Here is an 18,357-nt window from a genome sequence, read left to right on the forward strand (position 1 = left end):
GACAGAGACCTTCACTCATTTTCTCTTTCTGTTTTCACATGGAATGGGACTAAAAAAGGCACTGACCGCTTTTATCCATGGCCGGATACTCTCATCCATCTGAAAAGAATGGTTTGATGTTAGTTTTTTAATTTGGATTTATATATGTTATATCATAAGAATTTCTTTAATTTCTTCCTCTGTCATGGAGGAGAATTTTTCTTGTCCTGGCTCAATAACTTCTGCAATTAAATTCTTCTTACTTTCCTGCAACTCATTCATTTTTTCTTCAATCGTTCCATGTGCTACTAACTTGATGACTTGCACAGTGTTCTTCTGTCCCATTCGATACGCCCTGTCTGCTGCTTGCTGTTCGACCGCAGGATTCCACCATAGATCATATAATATAACGGTATCAGCACCCGTTAAATTAAGTCCAGTTCCACCAGCCTTTAAAGAGATAAGGAACAAATCTCCTTCTCCTTCATTAAACCAATTGCATAAAGTTACACGCTCAGCTGATGGAGTATTCCCGTCTAAATAGAAATACGGTACCGCTTGACGATTTAATTCACGACCAATAATAGAAAGCATCTTCGTAAATTGTGAAAATATAAGGATTCTCTTCCCTGTACTTCTGCACTCCTCGATGATTTCAAGTAGCTGTTCAAATTTTGCTGAGCTCCCCTTATAATCATCTACAAACAAAGCCGGGTGACAACAAATTTGCCGAAGTCTCGTTAAACCTGCCAAAATTCTAATTTTATTTTTACGAAGTGTATCTTTGTCTAAATGTTTTAGCGTTTCTTCTCTTAGCTTGGCTAAATAAGCTGCATACAGTTTTTTTTGATCTGGTAGTAGTTCAGATGATTGTAAGTACTCTATCTTTTCGGGTAATTCTTGCAAGACATCTTCTTTTAAACGACGTAATACAAACGGCTTTACTCGTTTTGCAATATTTTCACGTCTCAAATCTCCAAACTCTTTTTTTCCTGGAAGCAATTCTGGGAATACTACATAAAAAATAGACCAAAGTTCCTGTAATGAATTCTCTACTGGAGTTCCAGTTAGTGCAAAGCGATACTCTGCTTGAATCGTTTTCACTGCTCTTGCGGTTTGCGTCGTATCATTTTTAAATGCTTGTGCCTCATCAAGAAATAACGTATGGAATGGCTGTGCATATAACTTTACATCTCTTCTTAATAGCGGATATGACGTAATAACGACGTCATACTTTGTCGTATCTTTTAAAATACGTCGGCGCTCCGTTTGACTTCCATCCACAATAACAGCTCGAATATGAGGAGCAAATTTCTTTATTTCACTCAACCAGTTATAAACTAAAGAAGACGGTGATACGACTAATACAGGTAATTTTTTCTCACGAATTTCAGGCAAAACAGAAGCAATAAAAGTAATACTTTGCAGCGTTTTTCCAAGACCCATATCATCAGCTAATATGCCACCAAAACGATAATACGCCATTGTTTTCATCCATTCAAATCCATCTTTTTGATATTCTCTAAGTACTCCAACTAAACCGTCCGGTACAGCAAATTTCAGGCTTTCAGGATTTCGAATGTTTTTCATTAATTGTTGAACAGATTGATCTAAACTTAACACATTCCCTTCTTCAAGTGAGCTCATCCATTTCACACTGCGTATAAGGGGCACATTCACCTCTTCCCCTTGTAAAATTTCCTTTCGAATACCCGATTCCTTTATAAACTGATTAATCTCATTAAATTCCTTACTCTCTAGCGATAGTAAAGAACCATTCGCTAATCGATAATATTTACGTTTCTCTTCAAGCGCTGCTAGTACACCTTTAATCTCAGCTTCAGGAATTCCCTTTATATCGAACCGGAATGCTAACCAATCCATTCGTTCTTTCCGTCTGACCCTTATCATAGGTGCATTGTTTCCTCTATGAATGCGCAGCTTAATAGCTGTAGTTGCATAAACTTCAAGTAAATTGTTTAACTTTGGAACAACATGATATAAGAAGTTATATTCAGCTTCCTCATTATGCATAAAATAGCCGCCTTCCGTCTTCGCGAAGGCACTCTCATTCATCATTTCTAAAATTTCCCGTTCTTTTTTCTCATCCCGATTGAAGACAGAAGGTTGTCCATCCTCCTCTAACGGATTGATTACAACATTTCCATATTGAAATTCTAACCCTGCTAATAATCGATTTTTAACTCGGTCTAAAAATAATTTTGCTTTCAAAGAAGGGGTTTCAACACACTCTGATATAACCTCATCCATTCGAACATTTCCTAGTTTCATTAAGCCTGGTACTACCTTCGCTACAAAATGCTCCATTTTCTCAGCTGGAATATGAAATTGATTACTTCGAGACCGATTCATCATCCTTTTTAATTCAATAAGTCGATTACAATCGTCCGCGTTTAAATGGTATAGCTTCCCCTCAAAAAGAGCATAACCATATGTATCCATTACTTGAACTAGCTGTAATCCATCAATCTGAAGTATATATCCTCCGTTATTCCCTTTATTGAAATCAAAATCTAAAGGTAGTAACCCTTTTAAGACATGTACGCCATGAAATGATTTCCCATCATGTTCAAGTCTCACAAATGAAGTTTTAGAAAATAAAGAAAGCATCCGCTCCCAAGAAGCTGGTGGAATTAAAATCATGCTTTCATTTTGTTCAGCGCTCATTTGTAACGATTCTACATACATTTTTTCATTCCGATACATTTGAATCAAAAATTGAATAACATCATCTGTTTCTTGTTGAAAACTGTAGACCTCTGGTGTATAAGTAAAATCATTTGAACATATGAAAGGCTCTCTTTGTTCGACTCTATTAAGAAACTCCCTAATTTTATATACAGGATATAACTTCTCTAGCTTTACCTGAATCCCAAACAACGTTCCACCACTTTTTAAAGCAACTGGAATACAAATAAATTCCACACTCAGTGTCTTTCGTGTATCAAATCGATGTTGCTTACTTTTTGGCCGCAGTGGCTTTTCATCAAATAAATTCAACATTCCATTTGCTAATTGAACATCTTGAGACATACTATTTATAGAAACGCTAGACTCCAGTGATTGTCCGGCTCTTTGGAACTCATCGATATATAGTAGTACGGCCGCAATATGTTGACAGTAAGTATGAAATGAAGCGAGTGAAGGACAGCTACACTTCCCAACAATATCACCATTATTAGCAGCTTCTATCGTGATAAAGAAATCTTCATTTCCTTTCACTGTTGCCTCACAAATACTTCTCTCAGCATTATAATTCGTAATCGTAACTTTGTTCGCCCTATAATAAGCCTCACCTTTTTTATATGAGGTTTCACCACATAACTGTTTCATTATTGTTTTATTTAATGTAAAACTCATTACTTTGATCCTTCCCTAAAATAAAAGTTTATCCCGCTATTCGCGGGCAATAAGACCTCCACCTCAAGATTCAGAGAGAGAAGCAAGGAAGATAGGTGGGGGCGGGCTGCCCGTAAAAGCCCGATTGGTGAGGGCTAATAATCAGTGGGGGATGAAGAACCCCCCACTGATTAAAGTTTCACTTTATCTTTCTTAACATAAAAAAACATTAGAATACGAACATTTCTAATGTTTTTTATCTACCCTTATACAACATTTTACATGTATACACAGTAATATCAAACAGCAATTGCTTAAAACAGTTAGTTTAAACTTCAATTATTATAGGGAGAATCATTGGTTTTCTTTTTGTATGTGAGTATACAAACTGTCCAAGTACCTCTTTTATTTCTTTTTTAAGAACATTCCACCTACTAACATTCTCTTTTTGTAAATTGTTTATAGTTGTTATAACCAGTCGGTTAATTCTTTGCAAAAAGTCTTCCGAATCACGAACATATACAAATCCACGAGAAATCGTGTCAGGACCAGAAATAATTTTCCCTTCTGTTTTACTAAGAGTAATAACTATCACAAGCATACCATCTTCAGAAAGCTGTTTACGATCACGTAAGATAGCGTTTCCAACATCTCCAATGCCCAATCCATCTACATATATATCCCCTGCAGGTATTCGTCTGGATTTCCAAGCTACTTGATTATTTATATCAACAACATCACCATTACGAATCACATAAATATTCTCTTTTTTAACGCCAACGGACTCTGCTAATAGACTATGATGATGCAACATTCTAAATTCACCATGAATAGGAATGAAGTATTTAGGCTTCATTAAAGTAAGCATTAATTTTAATTCTTCTTGATAGGCATGTCCTGAAACATGCATTCCCGTTGAACTTCCTGACCCATAAATAACATTGGCTCCCAATAAAAATAAATTATCTATAATACGTGAAACATTACGCTCATTTCCTGGGATAGGAGTTGCTGCTAAAATGACAGTATCTTCGGGTAGTATATCTACCTGTCGATAGTTTCCACTAGCTAAACGGGATAAAGCAGCCATCGGTTCACCTTGACTTCCAGTACAAAGAATCGCTACCCTTTCTGGATCCATTTGATTAATCACATTTGCTTCTATTAACATTCCCTCAGGAATATTTAAATAACCTTGCTCTAGAGCAACAGACACTACATTTACCATACTCCTCCCAAGTAAAGCTAGCTTTCTATTCGTTTTTATAGCCGCATCTACCACTTGCTGTACACGATTTACATTAGAAGCAAAGGTAGAAATAACGACTTTTCTACGAGCTTTCATGAATGCCTCTTCAATGTGCTCACCTACAGATCGTTCTGATGGAGTAAATCCTGGACGTTCTGCATTCGTACTTTCAGAGAGTAAAGCTAAAACGCCACCACTTCCGATTTTAGCCATTTTATGAATATCTGGGTATTGATTATTTACAGGAGTCAAATCAAACTTGAAGTCCCCTGTATGTACTACAGTACCTTCTGGTGTATGAAAAGCAATTCCAAGGCAGTCAGGAATACTATGATTTGTTTTAAAAAACGTCAAATTTATTGAACCAAATTCAATAACCGATTCAGAATCAATAACAAATAATTGCGTTACATTTTGAAGCCCATGTTCTTGTAATTTAATTCCTATTAAACCTATTGTTAATTTTGTTGCATAAATGGGTACATTCAATTGTTTTAATAGATACGGGATCCCTCCAATATGATCTTCATGTCCATGTGTAACAACTAAACCTCTAATTTTATCCTTATTTTCTTGCAAGTACGTAATGTCCGGAATGATCAAATCAATTCCTAATAAACTTTCATCCGGAAACTTAGAACCACAATCAATTATCACAATATCGTTTGAATATTGTATGACATACATATTTTTCCCTATTTCATTTACTCCACCTAAAGCAAAAATGGATAGTGTATTTTCTACTGCACTCAAAATTCATCCCCCTTTGAGAAAACATTCAAATATCTTCAAAAAAATATGGAATTCCTTTTATGATTAACCCATTTAACTAAAGATTATTCTAACTTATAGCTGAATCAATATTTTTTCATATTTATATGAAAAGAATGGTTTTACATGAAGGTGAAGATTTACGTTCATCATCTAACATACATTATCATGATAAATATGCTGTGGAGTTTTCAAATGAATATGCGGATCATCCTAAAGTTCCAAAAGTGCATTCACCTGAAAAAGTGGAAGATACAAATGATAAATGAAAAGCATCATAATCACATCTGCAAACATCGCCCCTACTCCAACAAGCCATGCACTTAAAAATCCATTCTTTATTCCTTTATTAATTTGAGCAATATGAATTGGACCAACCGGTGCTGAGAGAGAAATACCAAGTAGTAAGTAACTAAAATAGCACTTATCATATTGCATTTCACCCCCTCTTATATGCACTCTAAAACAAATTTACATTCAATCATATCCATTTACTTCCACAAAACAATAAACATTCAGAATTTCAATTATAGAAAAGAGGACGCTCATTTATAAGCATCCTCTTTTCTACTCCATCTCCATCAACCTCTTCGCCTCAAAATACAACACTTGAATGAACTTTTTCGTATTAATTCTCGTATGTCCTGGAGTTGCTAGTTCTTCCTTCGTCATTTCTGTCATCCGCTTACGAACAATGGTAAAATCAAAAAATTTCGGAGCGTAACTTTCAAATTTAGGATTCGAAAAGTCTGTTAAACCGAGAGACGCTAAATGATTTAATGATTGATAAATCGCCCGGCGTACTCTTTGTTCTGAAGCTTTTCTTTCTTTATCAATTTCTACTTCCAAAGCATTTGCTCCTAATTTTTTAACTGTAATGTGGTGGAAAATATCTTTTAATGCTGGAAATCCATATTCAAACGTCTTGTCTTTTTCTTGAATCAGTAAATATTCAAGCATACTAAGTAAATCTTTACTTCCATTCTCTCCAGCGATTCCGAGCTCTGATAATAAGTAACGACCTGAGTCCGCTATTTTTTTCTCTTCTTGTACGGACTCATTTCGAACTTGCGGTTGTTCCCATTGAAAGACGTTATTCAATGACTTTTGAATATCTTGTATCGACCGTTCTAAGCGAATCCGTTCCATCACTTTTCGCACAACAGATACAACTTCAATTTTATTTAGTGGTTTTGTAATATAATACTCTACACCAAGTGTATAAGCTTCTCCAATTAACTGTTTAGACTCCACTTGAGAAATCATAATTACTTTTCCAGTAAACGCCGGCAAAATATGACGCACTGTTTCAATCCCATCTCGAATTGGCATTAATAAATCAATAAATAAAATATCTATCTTCTTAAAATTGAGCCGATCTGCTTCTACAAATGCACCATCCTCAGCTTCCCCCACTACGTCTCCAAGATCACCGTCTTCAATAATTTGTGATAGCATAGAGCGAAATACTTCATCATCATCTACGATGTAATAAAACATTCTATCATCCTTCCCTGATTAAACTAGACTCAGGTAAACACACAATAAACTTACACCCTCTTGCACGTTCTCCATCTTGAAGGTTCACTTCTCCACCTAGTTCTGCAACCATCTCTTTTATGTAGGACAAACCGATTCCTGTTGATGGTGTCCCTGTTTGATCATACTTTGAAGTAAATCCTGGTTTAAATACTAATTCTTTATATTTTGGTGCAATGCCAGAACCATTATCTATTACTTCAAAAACCACAGTTTCTGCTTGTTTATGAACTTTTATTACAACTGTACCGATACCTTCTATTGCCTCTACAGCATTCGCCACTAAGTTATTTAAAATCGACAATACAGTGTACACATGGTACTCATTGTGCTCACCTTCTATATGTTTAGAAAATGTTATTTCTTTCCCTAATAACTGAGCGTACTTCTCGTTTATTCTAACAATCATCTCTACCAATTCATGGCCTTTTATATACTCAGATACGTTTTTGTCCAATAAAAGTTTTGATAACCCAGCAAAAATTCTTTGATTATCTTTTTTTATTTCATGTACTTCCCCAGCAACTTTTAATACTTGCTTACTATGTATTTCGATACTGCTTGCGTCATTACTAGCTTGTAAATTTCGATATAATTGATACGCTTCTTGTGTAATGAATTCTGCATTTTGAAGTGTCTTTTTTAAATGAACAGATTCTACATATAAATTAGAAAGATGCATTAACATCTTTTCATTTTCTTTTCGAACTTGTGCTTCTTTTAACTTCGTTTCATATAAACTCATCATATTTAAGAAACCAAGAGCAAAGAAACTGCGAAAAATAGCAATAATAATCAATTTATTTATTTCTGAACTCGTAATCGTTGTACCAAGCACTAAAACGTTATAAAAAGCTAGTTCTGACATGCTTGCTATTATCTCAATTGTAATCCCAAAGCACCCTATTATAAATGGCTTCTGATGAAATTTATTCACTCTACATAATGAAAAAAGACTTCCATAAACAAAATAATAAAAGAAGACTGGATAACGCAAATAAAAAGACTCCGTTACATGAAAAGAACCTTGCATGATCCAATCAAGACAAACTCGAAACCCTACTACAGATAATCCAGCGAGTGTACCTGCTAAAACGGCCGGTATTTTCCGTAAAAACAGTAGCAAAAAGAAAAAAATCGGCGTCCCAAAGCTAACACGAAACGTATCATTAAACGGATGAAAATTTAGTTCTCCAGCAATCGGAACGATTAACATTAAAATAATTAAAAGGGACATATCTTTCTTCCACAATTGACTCCAGTTCAAAGACGCCACTTCCCATTTATAAAATATATTAAAATGAAACGAGGAAAGCCCGCTTATCATATAAACGGGCTTTCTTTCTATATTGTTACCTGTTTAGCTGCTTTTACTTGGCGATACTTAGGTTCCCACATTGCCTCCTGAACAGCTTTTCTAATATCATTCTCACTAAGTTCCTCACGTGCAACACCTTCAGCAACCGCTGCTTTCGCCACTTCAATTGCTACTATCTCTGAGATGTTACGCAATTCTTCAACTTCCGGAAGAATAGGTGCTCCTAGCTGACTTGTATCTACCATGCTTGCCACTGCTTCTGCCGCTGCTGCAAACATTCCATCCGTCATTACACTCGCGCGAACAACAATTGTTCCAAGACCAAGACCTGGGAAGATAAGCGCATTATTTGATTGTCCGATTACATACGTAACACCATCATATGTAACTGGCTCAAACGGACTACCAGTTGCTACAAGTGCTCTTCCTTTTGTCCAATGTATCAAATCAACCGGCTTCGCTTCTGCAAGCGGTGTTGGATTAGACATCGGTAAAATAATTGGTCTTTCTGTATGAGAAGCCATTTCTTTTACAATTTCTTCTGTAAAAGCACCAGCTACTGTTGATGTACCAATTAAAATTGTTGGCCTTACATGCTTGACAACTTCTGCAAGCCCAATCGTGTCACCGTTTGTCCATCCGCTCACTTCAGATGTCTTACGTGTATATGGAAGCTGAAAATCAAGAAGACCTTCCATATCATCTGTAATTAAACCGTTACGATCAATACACCAAAAACGCTCATTAGCTTCTTTCTCTGATAATCCTGCACGAACCATCGCATCTCGTACTTGATCTGCAATCCCAATTCCAGCTGTTCCAGCACCAAATACTACAACGCGATGTTCACCTAAAGGAACACGAGAAGCTTTTACTGCCGATAATACAGCTGCAAGTGAAACTGCACCAGTTCCTTGAATATCATCATTAAATGTACATACATGATCGCGGTATTTATCTAAAATTCTACGTGCATTATGTGAACTGAAATCTTCCCAGTGTAACAATGCTTTCGGGAACTTGTTACATACTGCTTTTACGAATGTATCGATAAATGTATCGTAAGCTTCACCTGTTATACGCGGATGACGATTTCCGATATAAAACGGATTATTTAATAGATCCTCTCGGTTCGTTCCTACGTCTAAAATAACAGGTAATACACGACTAGGATCGATTCCAACAGCTGCTGTATAAACTGCTAACTTTCCGATAGCAATATTAATACCGCCAACGCCCCAGTCACCAATTCCTAGTATTCCTTCACCATCTGTTACAACAACTAAATCTACATTGTCAGCTGCTGCACCAATATTAGAAAACGCTTCTTCTATGCCAGAAGGATCATTAATAGATAAATAAACTCCGCGCGGTTTACGATACTCATGACTATATCTTTGAATGGCTACACCAACCGTTGGTGTATACACAATTGGAAGCATCTCACGTAAATGATCTGTTAGTAAGCGATAAAATAACACTTCATTTCGATCATGTAACGCTGTTAAATATACATTCTTCAATAAATCATCCGGCTGTGAACAAAATTGTTCATATGCGCGGCGTGCTTGCTCTTCTAATGTTAATACCGCAGGTGGTAATAACCCTTTTAATCCTAGTTCTTCTCTTTCTTCTTGCGTGAAAGCGACACCTTTATTTAAAAGCGGTGTTGCTAATACTTCTACTCCTCTTAATGTTGTTTCTAATGTCCCATCAGAGGAAACTGTAAATTTACTCATACCATCCCTACCTTTATTAATATATACCATTTCTATATTGTAAACAAAAAAGAGGGGAATGTCCCCTCCTCTTTTAATTTTTCTTTAAAAGAGTTGCTCCCGCAATCCCCGGATGTGTCATTTCATATGGATCTAAAATTAAATCTAATTCTTCTTGTGATAAGATACCATTTTTTAAGCAAAGCGCTCTGACAGATTGGCCAGTTGCAATCGCTTCTTTCGCAACGCGAGCCGCAGCCTCATATCCAACATGCGGATTCACAGCTGTAATAATTCCTACGCTTTTCTCAACGTATTCTTTCAAGTGCTCTTCATTCGCTTCAATTCCTTTTAGGCAATTATCTGTAAAGGCACGGAAGCCATTATTCATAATGCTAATAGACTGAAGTAAATTGAAAACAAGCACAGGCTCCATAACATTTAGCTCTAATTGTCCAGCTTCTGAAGCAAGACAAATTGTATGATCGTTACCAATTACTTGGAATGCAATTTGATTAATTACTTCTGGCATAACTGGATTTACTTTCCCTGGCATAATAGATGAACCAGGTTGACGAGACGGAAGCATGATCTCTGCTAATCCAACACGTGGGCCAGATGCCATTAAGCGTAAATCATTTGCAATTTTAGACATATTCATCATACATACTTTAAGTGCCGCTGATACTTCTGTATACGCATCTGTATTTTGCGTTGCATCTACTAAATCTTCCGCTCCAACAAGAGGCAACCCACTAATTGAAGCTAAATGTTTCACTACCGCTTCAATGTACTCAGGATCTGCATTTAATCCTGTACCAACTGCTGTCGCCCCCATATTTACTTCATATAAATGTTGACGAGATTGCTGAATTCGTTTTATATCACGTTCAATTACACGAGCATACGCTTTAAATTCTTGTCCAAGACGAATCGGTACAGCATCTTGTAAATGTGTGCGTCCCATTTTAATTACATGATCAAATTGCTGTGCTTTTAATTCAAATACATCATGCATATAACCCATTGTTTGCAATAATACTTCTAGCGCATTTAATGTCGCAATATGAATCGCTGTTGGGAATGCGTCGTTTGTTGACTGCGCCATATTCACATGACTATTTGGACTAATATAACTGTAGTCTCCCTTTTCCTTCTCTAATAATTCAAGAGCACGATTGGCAATGACTTCATTTGCATTCATATTCATAGAAGTTCCTGCACCGCCTTGGATTGGATCGACAATAAAATGTTCATGCCATTTTCCATCAAGAATTTCTTGCGCAGCCTCTACAATCGCACCACCCTTTATTAGTTCCAATCGTCCTACATCTGTATTTGCAAGCGCTGCTGCTTTTTTAACAATCGCCAATGCTTTAATTAAACCTTCATGAATTTTATATCCTGTAATTGGAAAGTTCTCTACAGCGCGCATTGTTTGCACTCCATAATAAGCATGCATTGGCACTTCTTTTTCACCTAAAAAGTCTTTTTCAACTCGTACATTTTTTGTAGTTTCAGTTAATGTTGCCATAATTACCACTCCTTATCTATTTCTTATGCTGCTTCTGTTTGCTTAACAGTTTTTACATATTGTGTTGCTTTCTCATGATCGAATTCGCCTTCCCACTTCGACATAACGATAGCTGCTAATGCATTTCCTAACACATTGACAGCTGAGCGAATCATGTCTAAAATACGATCAATTCCAGCAATTAATGCGATACCTTCTAATGGTAATCCCATTGAACCTAATGTTGCTAATACCACAACAAATGAAGCGCCAGGAACTCCTGCCATACCTTTTGACGTTAACATTAAAACGAATAACAATGTAACTTGTTCCGTTAATGACATGTGGACACCATACATTTGCGCAACGAATAATGCCGCTAATGCTTGATAAATGGCTGATCCTGTTAAATTAAATGTATAGCCCGTTGGAATAACGAAAGAAGCAACTGCCTTCGGACAACCGAACTCTTCCATTTTTCTCATTATATTTGGTAAAACAGCTTCTGAACTCGCTGTCGTGAACGCAAGGATAAGCTCTTCTTTTAAAATCTTCATTAATGTAAAAATATTTACCCCTACCATTCGCGCATTAATACCTAATACCACAATAACGAATAGTATAACAGTTACATACACAGCTAGCACTAATTTTCCTAAAGGAAGAAGCGTTGCCACTCCAAATTTTGCAACCGTCACAGCAATTAATGCAAACACACCGAACGGAGCAAACTTCATAACTTGATTCGTAACCCAAAACATCGCTTCAAGTACACCTTCAAAGAAATTAAACACCGGCTTTCCTTTCTCCCCAATTGCTGCAACCCCTAAACCAAATAAAACGGAGAAGAAAATAATCGGTAATAAATCTCCTTGTGCCACCGATTGCATAATATTTGTTGGTACAATATGAACAATTGTTTCTGCAAAGCCTTTTTTCTGTGTTGTATCAGCCGTCTCCTTATATGATGAAATGTCACTTTGTTGTAAGTTACTCATATCAACGCCCGTTCCTGGATGGAACACGTTTGCTGCGATTAATCCCATTAAAATCGCGATTGTCGTAATAATTTCAAAATAAAGAATGGTCTTACCGCCTAATTTACCAAGCTTTTTCATATCCCCTACACCAGCCACTGCAACAATCAGTGCTGAAATAACGATTGGTACTACAATCATCTTAATTAAATGAATAAATATATCCCCAATTGGTGTGATATAAGAAAGCGCTGTGTTATTGCCATAAAAGATTGCCCCTACTACAATCCCTAAAACAAGCGCAACGAAAATCTGTGTTGCTAATCCGAATTTCTTCATATACTTTCATTCCTTCCATGCGAACGCTTTCAATTTTTATTTATAAAAGCATATCCACATAATATAAGCAAACCTACAAAATCAGACAAAAACCTACAGATCCGTCACAAAAAATTCGTATTTTTTTCTTTAATTATTCATTGACACCTTTTAGAAACGAAAAATAAAAATAAACATTGATAAAGAGTGAAATTATTTTGTATAATCTAAAAAGAAAGTTTATTCAAATATAAATGAAATGAAAAGGAGTGGACGCTATGAAGAATCTTAGAAAAGATTTCATTTTAGTGCTTCCTTTTTCATTCCATTTTCCTGTAAAGGAGCAAAGGCATTCGCCTCTGCTCCTTTTTTATTGCAACCTCATACGCTTCTAACATACAGAAAATTCCACATGAGCAAAGCGATTAGATCAAGAATACACTACCTATAAAAACCCCATATGATGCGGACTAATTCTCAGTGATAGCTACCGACTCCACTGAGAAAAACTTTGCATGAAATAAGGAGTGATGATTATGAATCCATATAATCGTGTTTTAATTAAACTCAGCGGCGGCGCTCTAGCTGATCAGGATGGAAATAGTTTCGGTTCCAAACGTTTAGAACATATCGCGACTGAGATTTTATCAATTGTCGATTTAGGTATTGAAGTCTCTCTTGTCGTTGGCGGAGGTAACATTTTCAGAGGCAATTTAGCTGAGGAATGGGGGATTGACCGCGTGGAAGCGGATAATATAGGGACGTTAGGTACAATTATGAATAGTTTAATGCTACGCGGCGTACTTACAAGTAAGACAGATAAAGAAGTGCGTGTTATGACATCTATCCCATTTACAGCGGTGGCAGAACCCTATATTCGCTTACGAGCCGTTCACCATTTAGAAAAAGGACATATTGTCATCTTTGGCGGTGGAAACGGGCAACCGTTCGTTACCACCGATTATCCAAGTGTCCAGCGGGCAATTGAAATGAATTCTGACGCGATTTTAGTCGCAAAACAAGGTGTAAATGGCGTCTTCACAAGTGATCCAAAACGAAATAAATCAGCAAAAATGTATCGTTATTTAAATTATAATGACGTTGTTCGTAACAACATCACAGTAATGGACCAATCAGCCTTATTACTTGCTCGTGACTATCATTTACCAACTCATGTTTTTAATTTCGACGAACCCGGGGTTATGAAGAAAATATGCTTAGGCGAGCATATTGGCACGTTAATTAATCATGAATCGACAGAACTAGCAGAAGAAAAATAACTATTTTAGCAATAACTCAAACGAAATACTAGGTTGTATAGGTGTGGCATTTCACCACACCTTACACTTTCTAGAAAGTATTCTCACTTTTTAATTATTACATCGTTTGAATCGTTAAATTAAAACAGAATATTAAAAATTTCATGTTAAAATAAATACATTGAGATGATAGTACTCGTTCCTATCCATCATTTCACAAAAATTGCAGGAGGAAAAATGAATGGATTTACATATTACGAAAGAATTAAATGTAACGAATAAACACAATGTTAATACTAAACTTTATGAGTATAATTTAAAACATTTCCCATCAGATTTAAGAGGGAGATATCAGGAAATTCATGTATTCCTTAAAGATAAAAACAACACGATTCACGGAGGAATATTAGGTGAAATTTGCTGGAATTGGTTAGAGATTCATACTTTTATACTTGATGAAGACATACGCAAACTAGGTTATGGAACTAAACTTTTATTAGAGGTCGAACAAATAGCTTTAGAAAAGAATTGTGATTTCATAAAAGTAGATACTTTAAGTTTTCAAGCATTAGATTTTTATAAAAAGCACGGTTATCAAGAATTTGGCGTCCTTACTAATGCCGGCAGAGATTTTAAGCATCACTATTTAAAAAAAGACTTATTAATGGTTTAATTTTTAAGAACTCGACTTAAAAATACTATACATAAAAAGTAAAACGCTTCGAGTTTATTCTCAAAGCGTTTTTGACTACAAATTACTTTATTATAAATAGTAATTAAACACTGACGCTATTTTTTCTTTGCACTTCTCTAATACTGATAAATGGTCAAAAAATGATGACGTTATCTCCTTTGACTCTTGAAAATCTTTTGTTAACGCTTGATTTATTTGAGGAATTAGCGAGCCACCATATACGTAAAAATCCATTTCATCATTAATATGAAAACTACGCGAAGTGAAATTTGTTGTACCAATCACCGTTATTTCATTGTCAAGCACCATTACTTTCCCATGAAACATCCCCTTTTTATATCCATATACAGCGATTCCATTTTCAATCGACTGACGAATATACGGATAGGCTGCTTCTTTAATAAGCGGCACGTCCGGCTTGTAAGACCAAAGTATTTTTACCGATACCCCCCGCTTTCGTGCCTGAATTAAAGCGCTCATGATTTCTTTATCTCTCGGTATAAAATAAGGCGTGGCAATCACGATAGAATGCTTTGCTTGTTTTATTAATTCTATATACTTCGTAACAACTTCATGTCCATTGTAACTAGACATAGTATGTAACGTTTTTCCTCTCATCACAGGCTTAGCTGTTCTCACAATTTCTTCTGAAGTATCTCGTTTCCAATCTAATGCAAACTGCCTTTCTAAATCTGTTACTCCTTCTCCCTGCAATCGCACATGATAATCTCGCCAATATCCAAAACGCTTATCTTTCCCTAAGTATTCCTCACCTATATTAAAGCCACCACTATATCCTATCTTCCCATCTATTGTTGTAATACGGCGATGATTGCGATGATGAAGTGAATAAAAAAGAAATGGGAACTCTGGTTTCCTACTATATGTAAAATGAACACCACTTGCCTGCAACTCTTTTTTATATGTTCTTTCAAAAGATAAATCATTAATCCAATCAACCGATAAATATACTTTTACCCCTTCTTCTGCTTTTTCTTTTAACAAATTTAAAAAAACATGGCTACTTTCATCATTCGAAATAATATAGAAATACGTAAAAATCGAGTGCTTTGCTTCTTTTATATCAGAAAACAGTTGACGATATAGCGGTTTACCCTCTACATATAATTGAAAATCGCTATAATGAGCGGCATATTCTTTCTGTTGGTTTTTATCAGCTTCGACTTTCCTACCAAGTGTTACATCAATATGCATCCAAACAACTAAAAAGATTACTATGCTAATGATAATAAAAATAATACGTAATACCTTTTTTACCATTCCTTTTTCCTTCCGTAGAAAATAATTGTCTTCGGATAGTATTTCAATAAAAACTATGTTTTATGAGAAATGACAAAAAAGATGCGGCATGGTACCGCATCACTTTCTATTAAATAAAATTCCTCGCGTCATTATTACGACCAAACTTATAAATCGCAATTAAGAAGAAGGCAATTGCAAAAGCAAACAAAATTAAAATATTTAAATATAAATCTGTAAATGGTGTTCCTTGTTGTAATTTCCCTATCGTATCTAATAACCAACGCTGTGGAAGAAAATCAGCTATTTTTTGCACTGTGTTTGGCATGATCTCAAACGGAAAGAAGCATCCAGCAAGTAAACATGTTGGTGTAATAATAATATTTTGCATAGCATTTGCAGAAGTTGTATTTTTCGCAAAAGATACAATTGCTAGTGACATACCAATTGCTACTAAAGCATATAGCATCAATACACCAACCATAACCATGAAAGGCATGTTTATATTCGTATGAAAGACGCTAGTCATACATAATACTGCGATAACAATTTGAACGATTAAAATAAGCATGTTAACAGCCATATTAGATAATATAAATTTCTTCCCATCTATCGGTGTAGATAGTAATCTAAAATACGTTCTATTCTCTTTTTCTTTCAAAATAAGTTCTGATAAATTTGCTGCTGAAAATAGCATAAACATAATAAGGAAACCAATTGTTTGATTCGTCATATCTTTGTTTTTTGAAGCATCCTCTAGTGTCTCTGCTTTTAACTTAAATGCACTTTTTTGATAGCCTGCATACATATGATCAAACAATGTTTGATCATTTTGTGCTACTTTACTCATTGCAGTAATATTATCGATATAATGATACAAATACGACTTTATAAACCCCGTTACTTGATCACCTTTAATCGATGAAATCTCAATATGGATCGGTTTCCCTTTTCGAACACTTTCGGAAAACCCTGCATCTAACGTAATCACTCCATCAAGTTTTTTCGATGTAAGCTTATCTGCCGCTTCTGATTCCTTAATTTTAGTCACTTCCACGTGATTTAATCCTTCTAAAAACTTCACAGTATCACTTGCTATATACTGATTATCCTTATTTACAACCCCTATATTTAACGTCCTTTGTCCTTCATTTCCATACATCGAAAAAGTAATGAGAGCTCCAGCTATCGGTAATGCAATAATAATAAGTAACCCTTTTTTATTTTTCAAGAGAACCGTTAATGTTTTTTGTATGAGCCATAAAATATCTTTCATGTTATAGCCCCTCCCGTCTACGTAATACGATAATCGCAATCAATAAGAAAAGTGCTGAAATTCCAAGATTTAAAAAGATTACTGGAAATGCGGCCCCTACTTCATTCGCATAAATAATTTTCATAAGCGCTGTATTCACCCATGTTAATGGTGATAAATTTGTAACTATATTTTCTTCAACTACGAAATATGCCCCGCCAAAAATAGAAGCTAATTGTACGACAACCATAATAACCGCCTTAGATGCCTCACCTGTCTTCGTAATATATCCAATACCTAATCCGAAACTAATCGCGAGTAATACTTCTGTTAGTAAAATAAGCAATACAATTCCAAGATGGTCACCCCAATTCGCTTTAAAAACAAATTTACTAAATAAAATTACGAGGAAAATGCAAAGTGCATTTGCTACAAGACTACCAAGTATTTTTCCGATGAAGATTTCCGCTTTACTAACAGGTGCTGCAATTAAACGATCTCCCGTTTTTCTAATTCGTTCTCCACGAATTAAATGACTCGCTCCCAGCGCTCCATATAAGGCTATCATTGTCGTCATTACAATTGCATAGTAATCCATAGAACTTGGTTTTTTAGCAGCTTCTAAAGATGTTTCTTTTATATAATCGTTATGATTTCCATTTGAAATAACTGTACTAACCTTGCTAGGATCCACTTTCGCCACTTCGACTGCTACATTGTACTTATCAACAAACGCCTGCAGCATTCCTTCAATAATACTTCCTTTCACGCTATTTCGATCATTCTCATATAATTTTGCACCGTCTTTATTCATTTCCAAATATCCAGCATATTTATTTTGTTTCACTTCTTCTTTTCCATCTATCCCTTTAGAAACTTTCTTAAAGTGAATACCCGATTCACTCACTTCTTTTGCGAATGTCTCAAACGATTGAGAAAATGTATTACTCGCTTCATCTTTATATAATATCTGTATATCTTTAATAGACTGACTGTCACCATTAAACGCATTCGTTAACGCTGTTCCTAAAATAAGCATAAGTACGATAGGGAATGCCAGCATAAAAACTAGTGTTTTTATATCACGAAAATCTCTTTTCATATGCGTAATTGCAATATTGAAGATGTTCAATTAATGAACCTCCCT

The 18,357-nt window shown here is 35.5% G+C and carries 12 protein-coding genes and 1 pseudogene; 2 read left to right on the top strand and 11 right to left on the bottom strand.

The features are described 5' to 3' along the window. Window positions 1-147 precede the first annotated feature (147 nt). The 8 genes and pseudogenes from ACX5JI_RS12480 to ACX5JI_RS12515 form a co-directional block, all read right to left on the bottom strand. The gene (locus tag ACX5JI_RS12480; RefSeq protein WP_459501361.1) at window positions 148-3,360 is read right to left on the bottom strand and encodes an SNF2 helicase associated domain-containing protein; all 3,213 of its coding nucleotides are present in this window, start codon (window positions 3,358-3,360) and stop codon (window positions 148-150) included. 307 nt (window positions 3,361-3,667) lie between these two features. Next, window positions 3,668-5,341 (bottom strand): ribonuclease J, encoded by a 1,674-nt coding sequence (locus ACX5JI_RS12485; RefSeq protein ID WP_459501362.1) that lies wholly within the window; start codon window positions 5,339-5,341, stop codon window positions 3,668-3,670. Window positions 5,342-5,620: 279 nt separating this feature from the next. Beyond that, window positions 5,621-5,797: pseudogene (locus tag ACX5JI_RS12490) on the bottom strand (LysE family transporter); the annotation flags it as partial. A gap of 129 nt (window positions 5,798-5,926) precedes the next feature. Continuing rightward, window positions 5,927-6,859: a response regulator gene (locus ACX5JI_RS12495; RefSeq protein WP_459501363.1), complete on the bottom strand. Its 933-nt coding sequence runs from the start codon at window positions 6,857-6,859 to the stop codon at window positions 5,927-5,929. 4 nt (window positions 6,860-6,863) lie between these two features. Further along, window positions 6,864-8,165 carry an ATP-binding protein gene (locus tag ACX5JI_RS12500; protein WP_459501364.1) on the bottom strand — a complete coding sequence of 434 codons (1,302 nt, stop codon included), beginning with the start codon at window positions 8,163-8,165 and terminating at the stop codon, window positions 6,864-6,866. Between the two features lie 77 nt (window positions 8,166-8,242). Continuing rightward, window positions 8,243-9,976 carry an oxaloacetate-decarboxylating malate dehydrogenase gene (malS, locus tag ACX5JI_RS12505; RefSeq protein WP_459501600.1) on the bottom strand — a complete coding sequence of 578 codons (1,734 nt, stop codon included), beginning with the start codon at window positions 9,974-9,976 and terminating at the stop codon, window positions 8,243-8,245. A 52-nt stretch (window positions 9,977-10,028) separates the two neighbouring features. Beyond that, complete coding sequence (gene aspA, locus ACX5JI_RS12510; RefSeq protein WP_459501365.1) at window positions 10,029-11,468, bottom strand: aspartate ammonia-lyase; 1,440 nt, start codon at window positions 11,466-11,468, stop codon at window positions 10,029-10,031. Between the two features lie 23 nt (window positions 11,469-11,491). After that, on the bottom strand, window positions 11,492-12,763 hold the full coding sequence (locus ACX5JI_RS12515; RefSeq protein ID WP_459501367.1) for a cation:dicarboxylate symporter family transporter: 1,272 nt from the start codon (window positions 12,761-12,763) through the stop codon (window positions 11,492-11,494). A 515-nt stretch (window positions 12,764-13,278) separates the two neighbouring features. Here ACX5JI_RS12515 and pyrH point away from each other — a divergent pair. Beyond that, window positions 13,279-14,022: a UMP kinase gene (gene pyrH / locus ACX5JI_RS12520; RefSeq protein ID WP_459501368.1), complete on the top strand. Its 744-nt coding sequence runs from the start codon at window positions 13,279-13,281 to the stop codon at window positions 14,020-14,022. Between the two features lie 220 nt (window positions 14,023-14,242). Continuing rightward, window positions 14,243-14,674, top strand: coding sequence for a GNAT family N-acetyltransferase (locus ACX5JI_RS12525; RefSeq protein WP_459501369.1), 432 nt, complete (start codon window positions 14,243-14,245; stop codon window positions 14,672-14,674). A gap of 90 nt (window positions 14,675-14,764) precedes the next feature. Here the strand turns inward: ACX5JI_RS12525 and ACX5JI_RS12530 are convergent, their stop codons facing one another. From ACX5JI_RS12530 to ACX5JI_RS12540, 3 genes are all read right to left on the bottom strand, one after another. Then, window positions 14,765-15,976 carry a phospholipase D-like domain-containing protein gene (locus ACX5JI_RS12530; RefSeq protein ID WP_459501371.1) on the bottom strand — a complete coding sequence of 404 codons (1,212 nt, stop codon included), beginning with the start codon at window positions 15,974-15,976 and terminating at the stop codon, window positions 14,765-14,767. A gap of 109 nt (window positions 15,977-16,085) precedes the next feature. Beyond that, window positions 16,086-17,231 (bottom strand): ABC transporter permease, encoded by a 1,146-nt coding sequence (locus ACX5JI_RS12535; protein WP_459501372.1) that lies wholly within the window; start codon window positions 17,229-17,231, stop codon window positions 16,086-16,088. 1 nt (window position 17,232) lies between these two features. Next, entirely contained in the window at window positions 17,233-18,342 is a 1,110-nt protein-coding gene (locus tag ACX5JI_RS12540) for an ABC transporter permease (protein ID WP_459501373.1), read from the bottom strand. Between the last annotated feature and the right edge of the window lie 15 nt (window positions 18,343-18,357).

The organism is Bacillus sp. C1, assembly GCF_054570475.1.

Coding starts and splice junctions, on each gene's coding strand:
- ACX5JI_RS12525 (WP_459501369.1), top strand. CDS start 14,243: ATGGATTTACATATTACGAAAGAATTAAATGTAACGAATAAACACAAT.
- ACX5JI_RS12495 (WP_459501363.1), bottom strand. CDS start 6,859: ATGTTTTATTACATCGTAGATGATGATGAAGTATTTCGCTCTATGCTA.
- ACX5JI_RS12480 (WP_459501361.1), bottom strand. CDS start 3,360: ATGAGTTTTACATTAAATAAAACAATAATGAAACAGTTATGTGGTGAA.
- pyrH (WP_459501368.1), top strand. CDS start 13,279: ATGAATCCATATAATCGTGTTTTAATTAAACTCAGCGGCGGCGCTCTA.
- aspA (WP_459501365.1), bottom strand. CDS start 11,468: ATGGCAACATTAACTGAAACTACAAAAAATGTACGAGTTGAAAAAGAC.
- ACX5JI_RS12535 (WP_459501372.1), bottom strand. CDS start 17,231: ATGAAAGATATTTTATGGCTCATACAAAAAACATTAACGGTTCTCTTG.
- ACX5JI_RS12515 (WP_459501367.1), bottom strand. CDS start 12,763: ATGAAGAAATTCGGATTAGCAACACAGATTTTCGTTGCGCTTGTTTTA.
- ACX5JI_RS12530 (WP_459501371.1), bottom strand. CDS start 15,976: ATGGTAAAAAAGGTATTACGTATTATTTTTATTATCATTAGCATAGTA.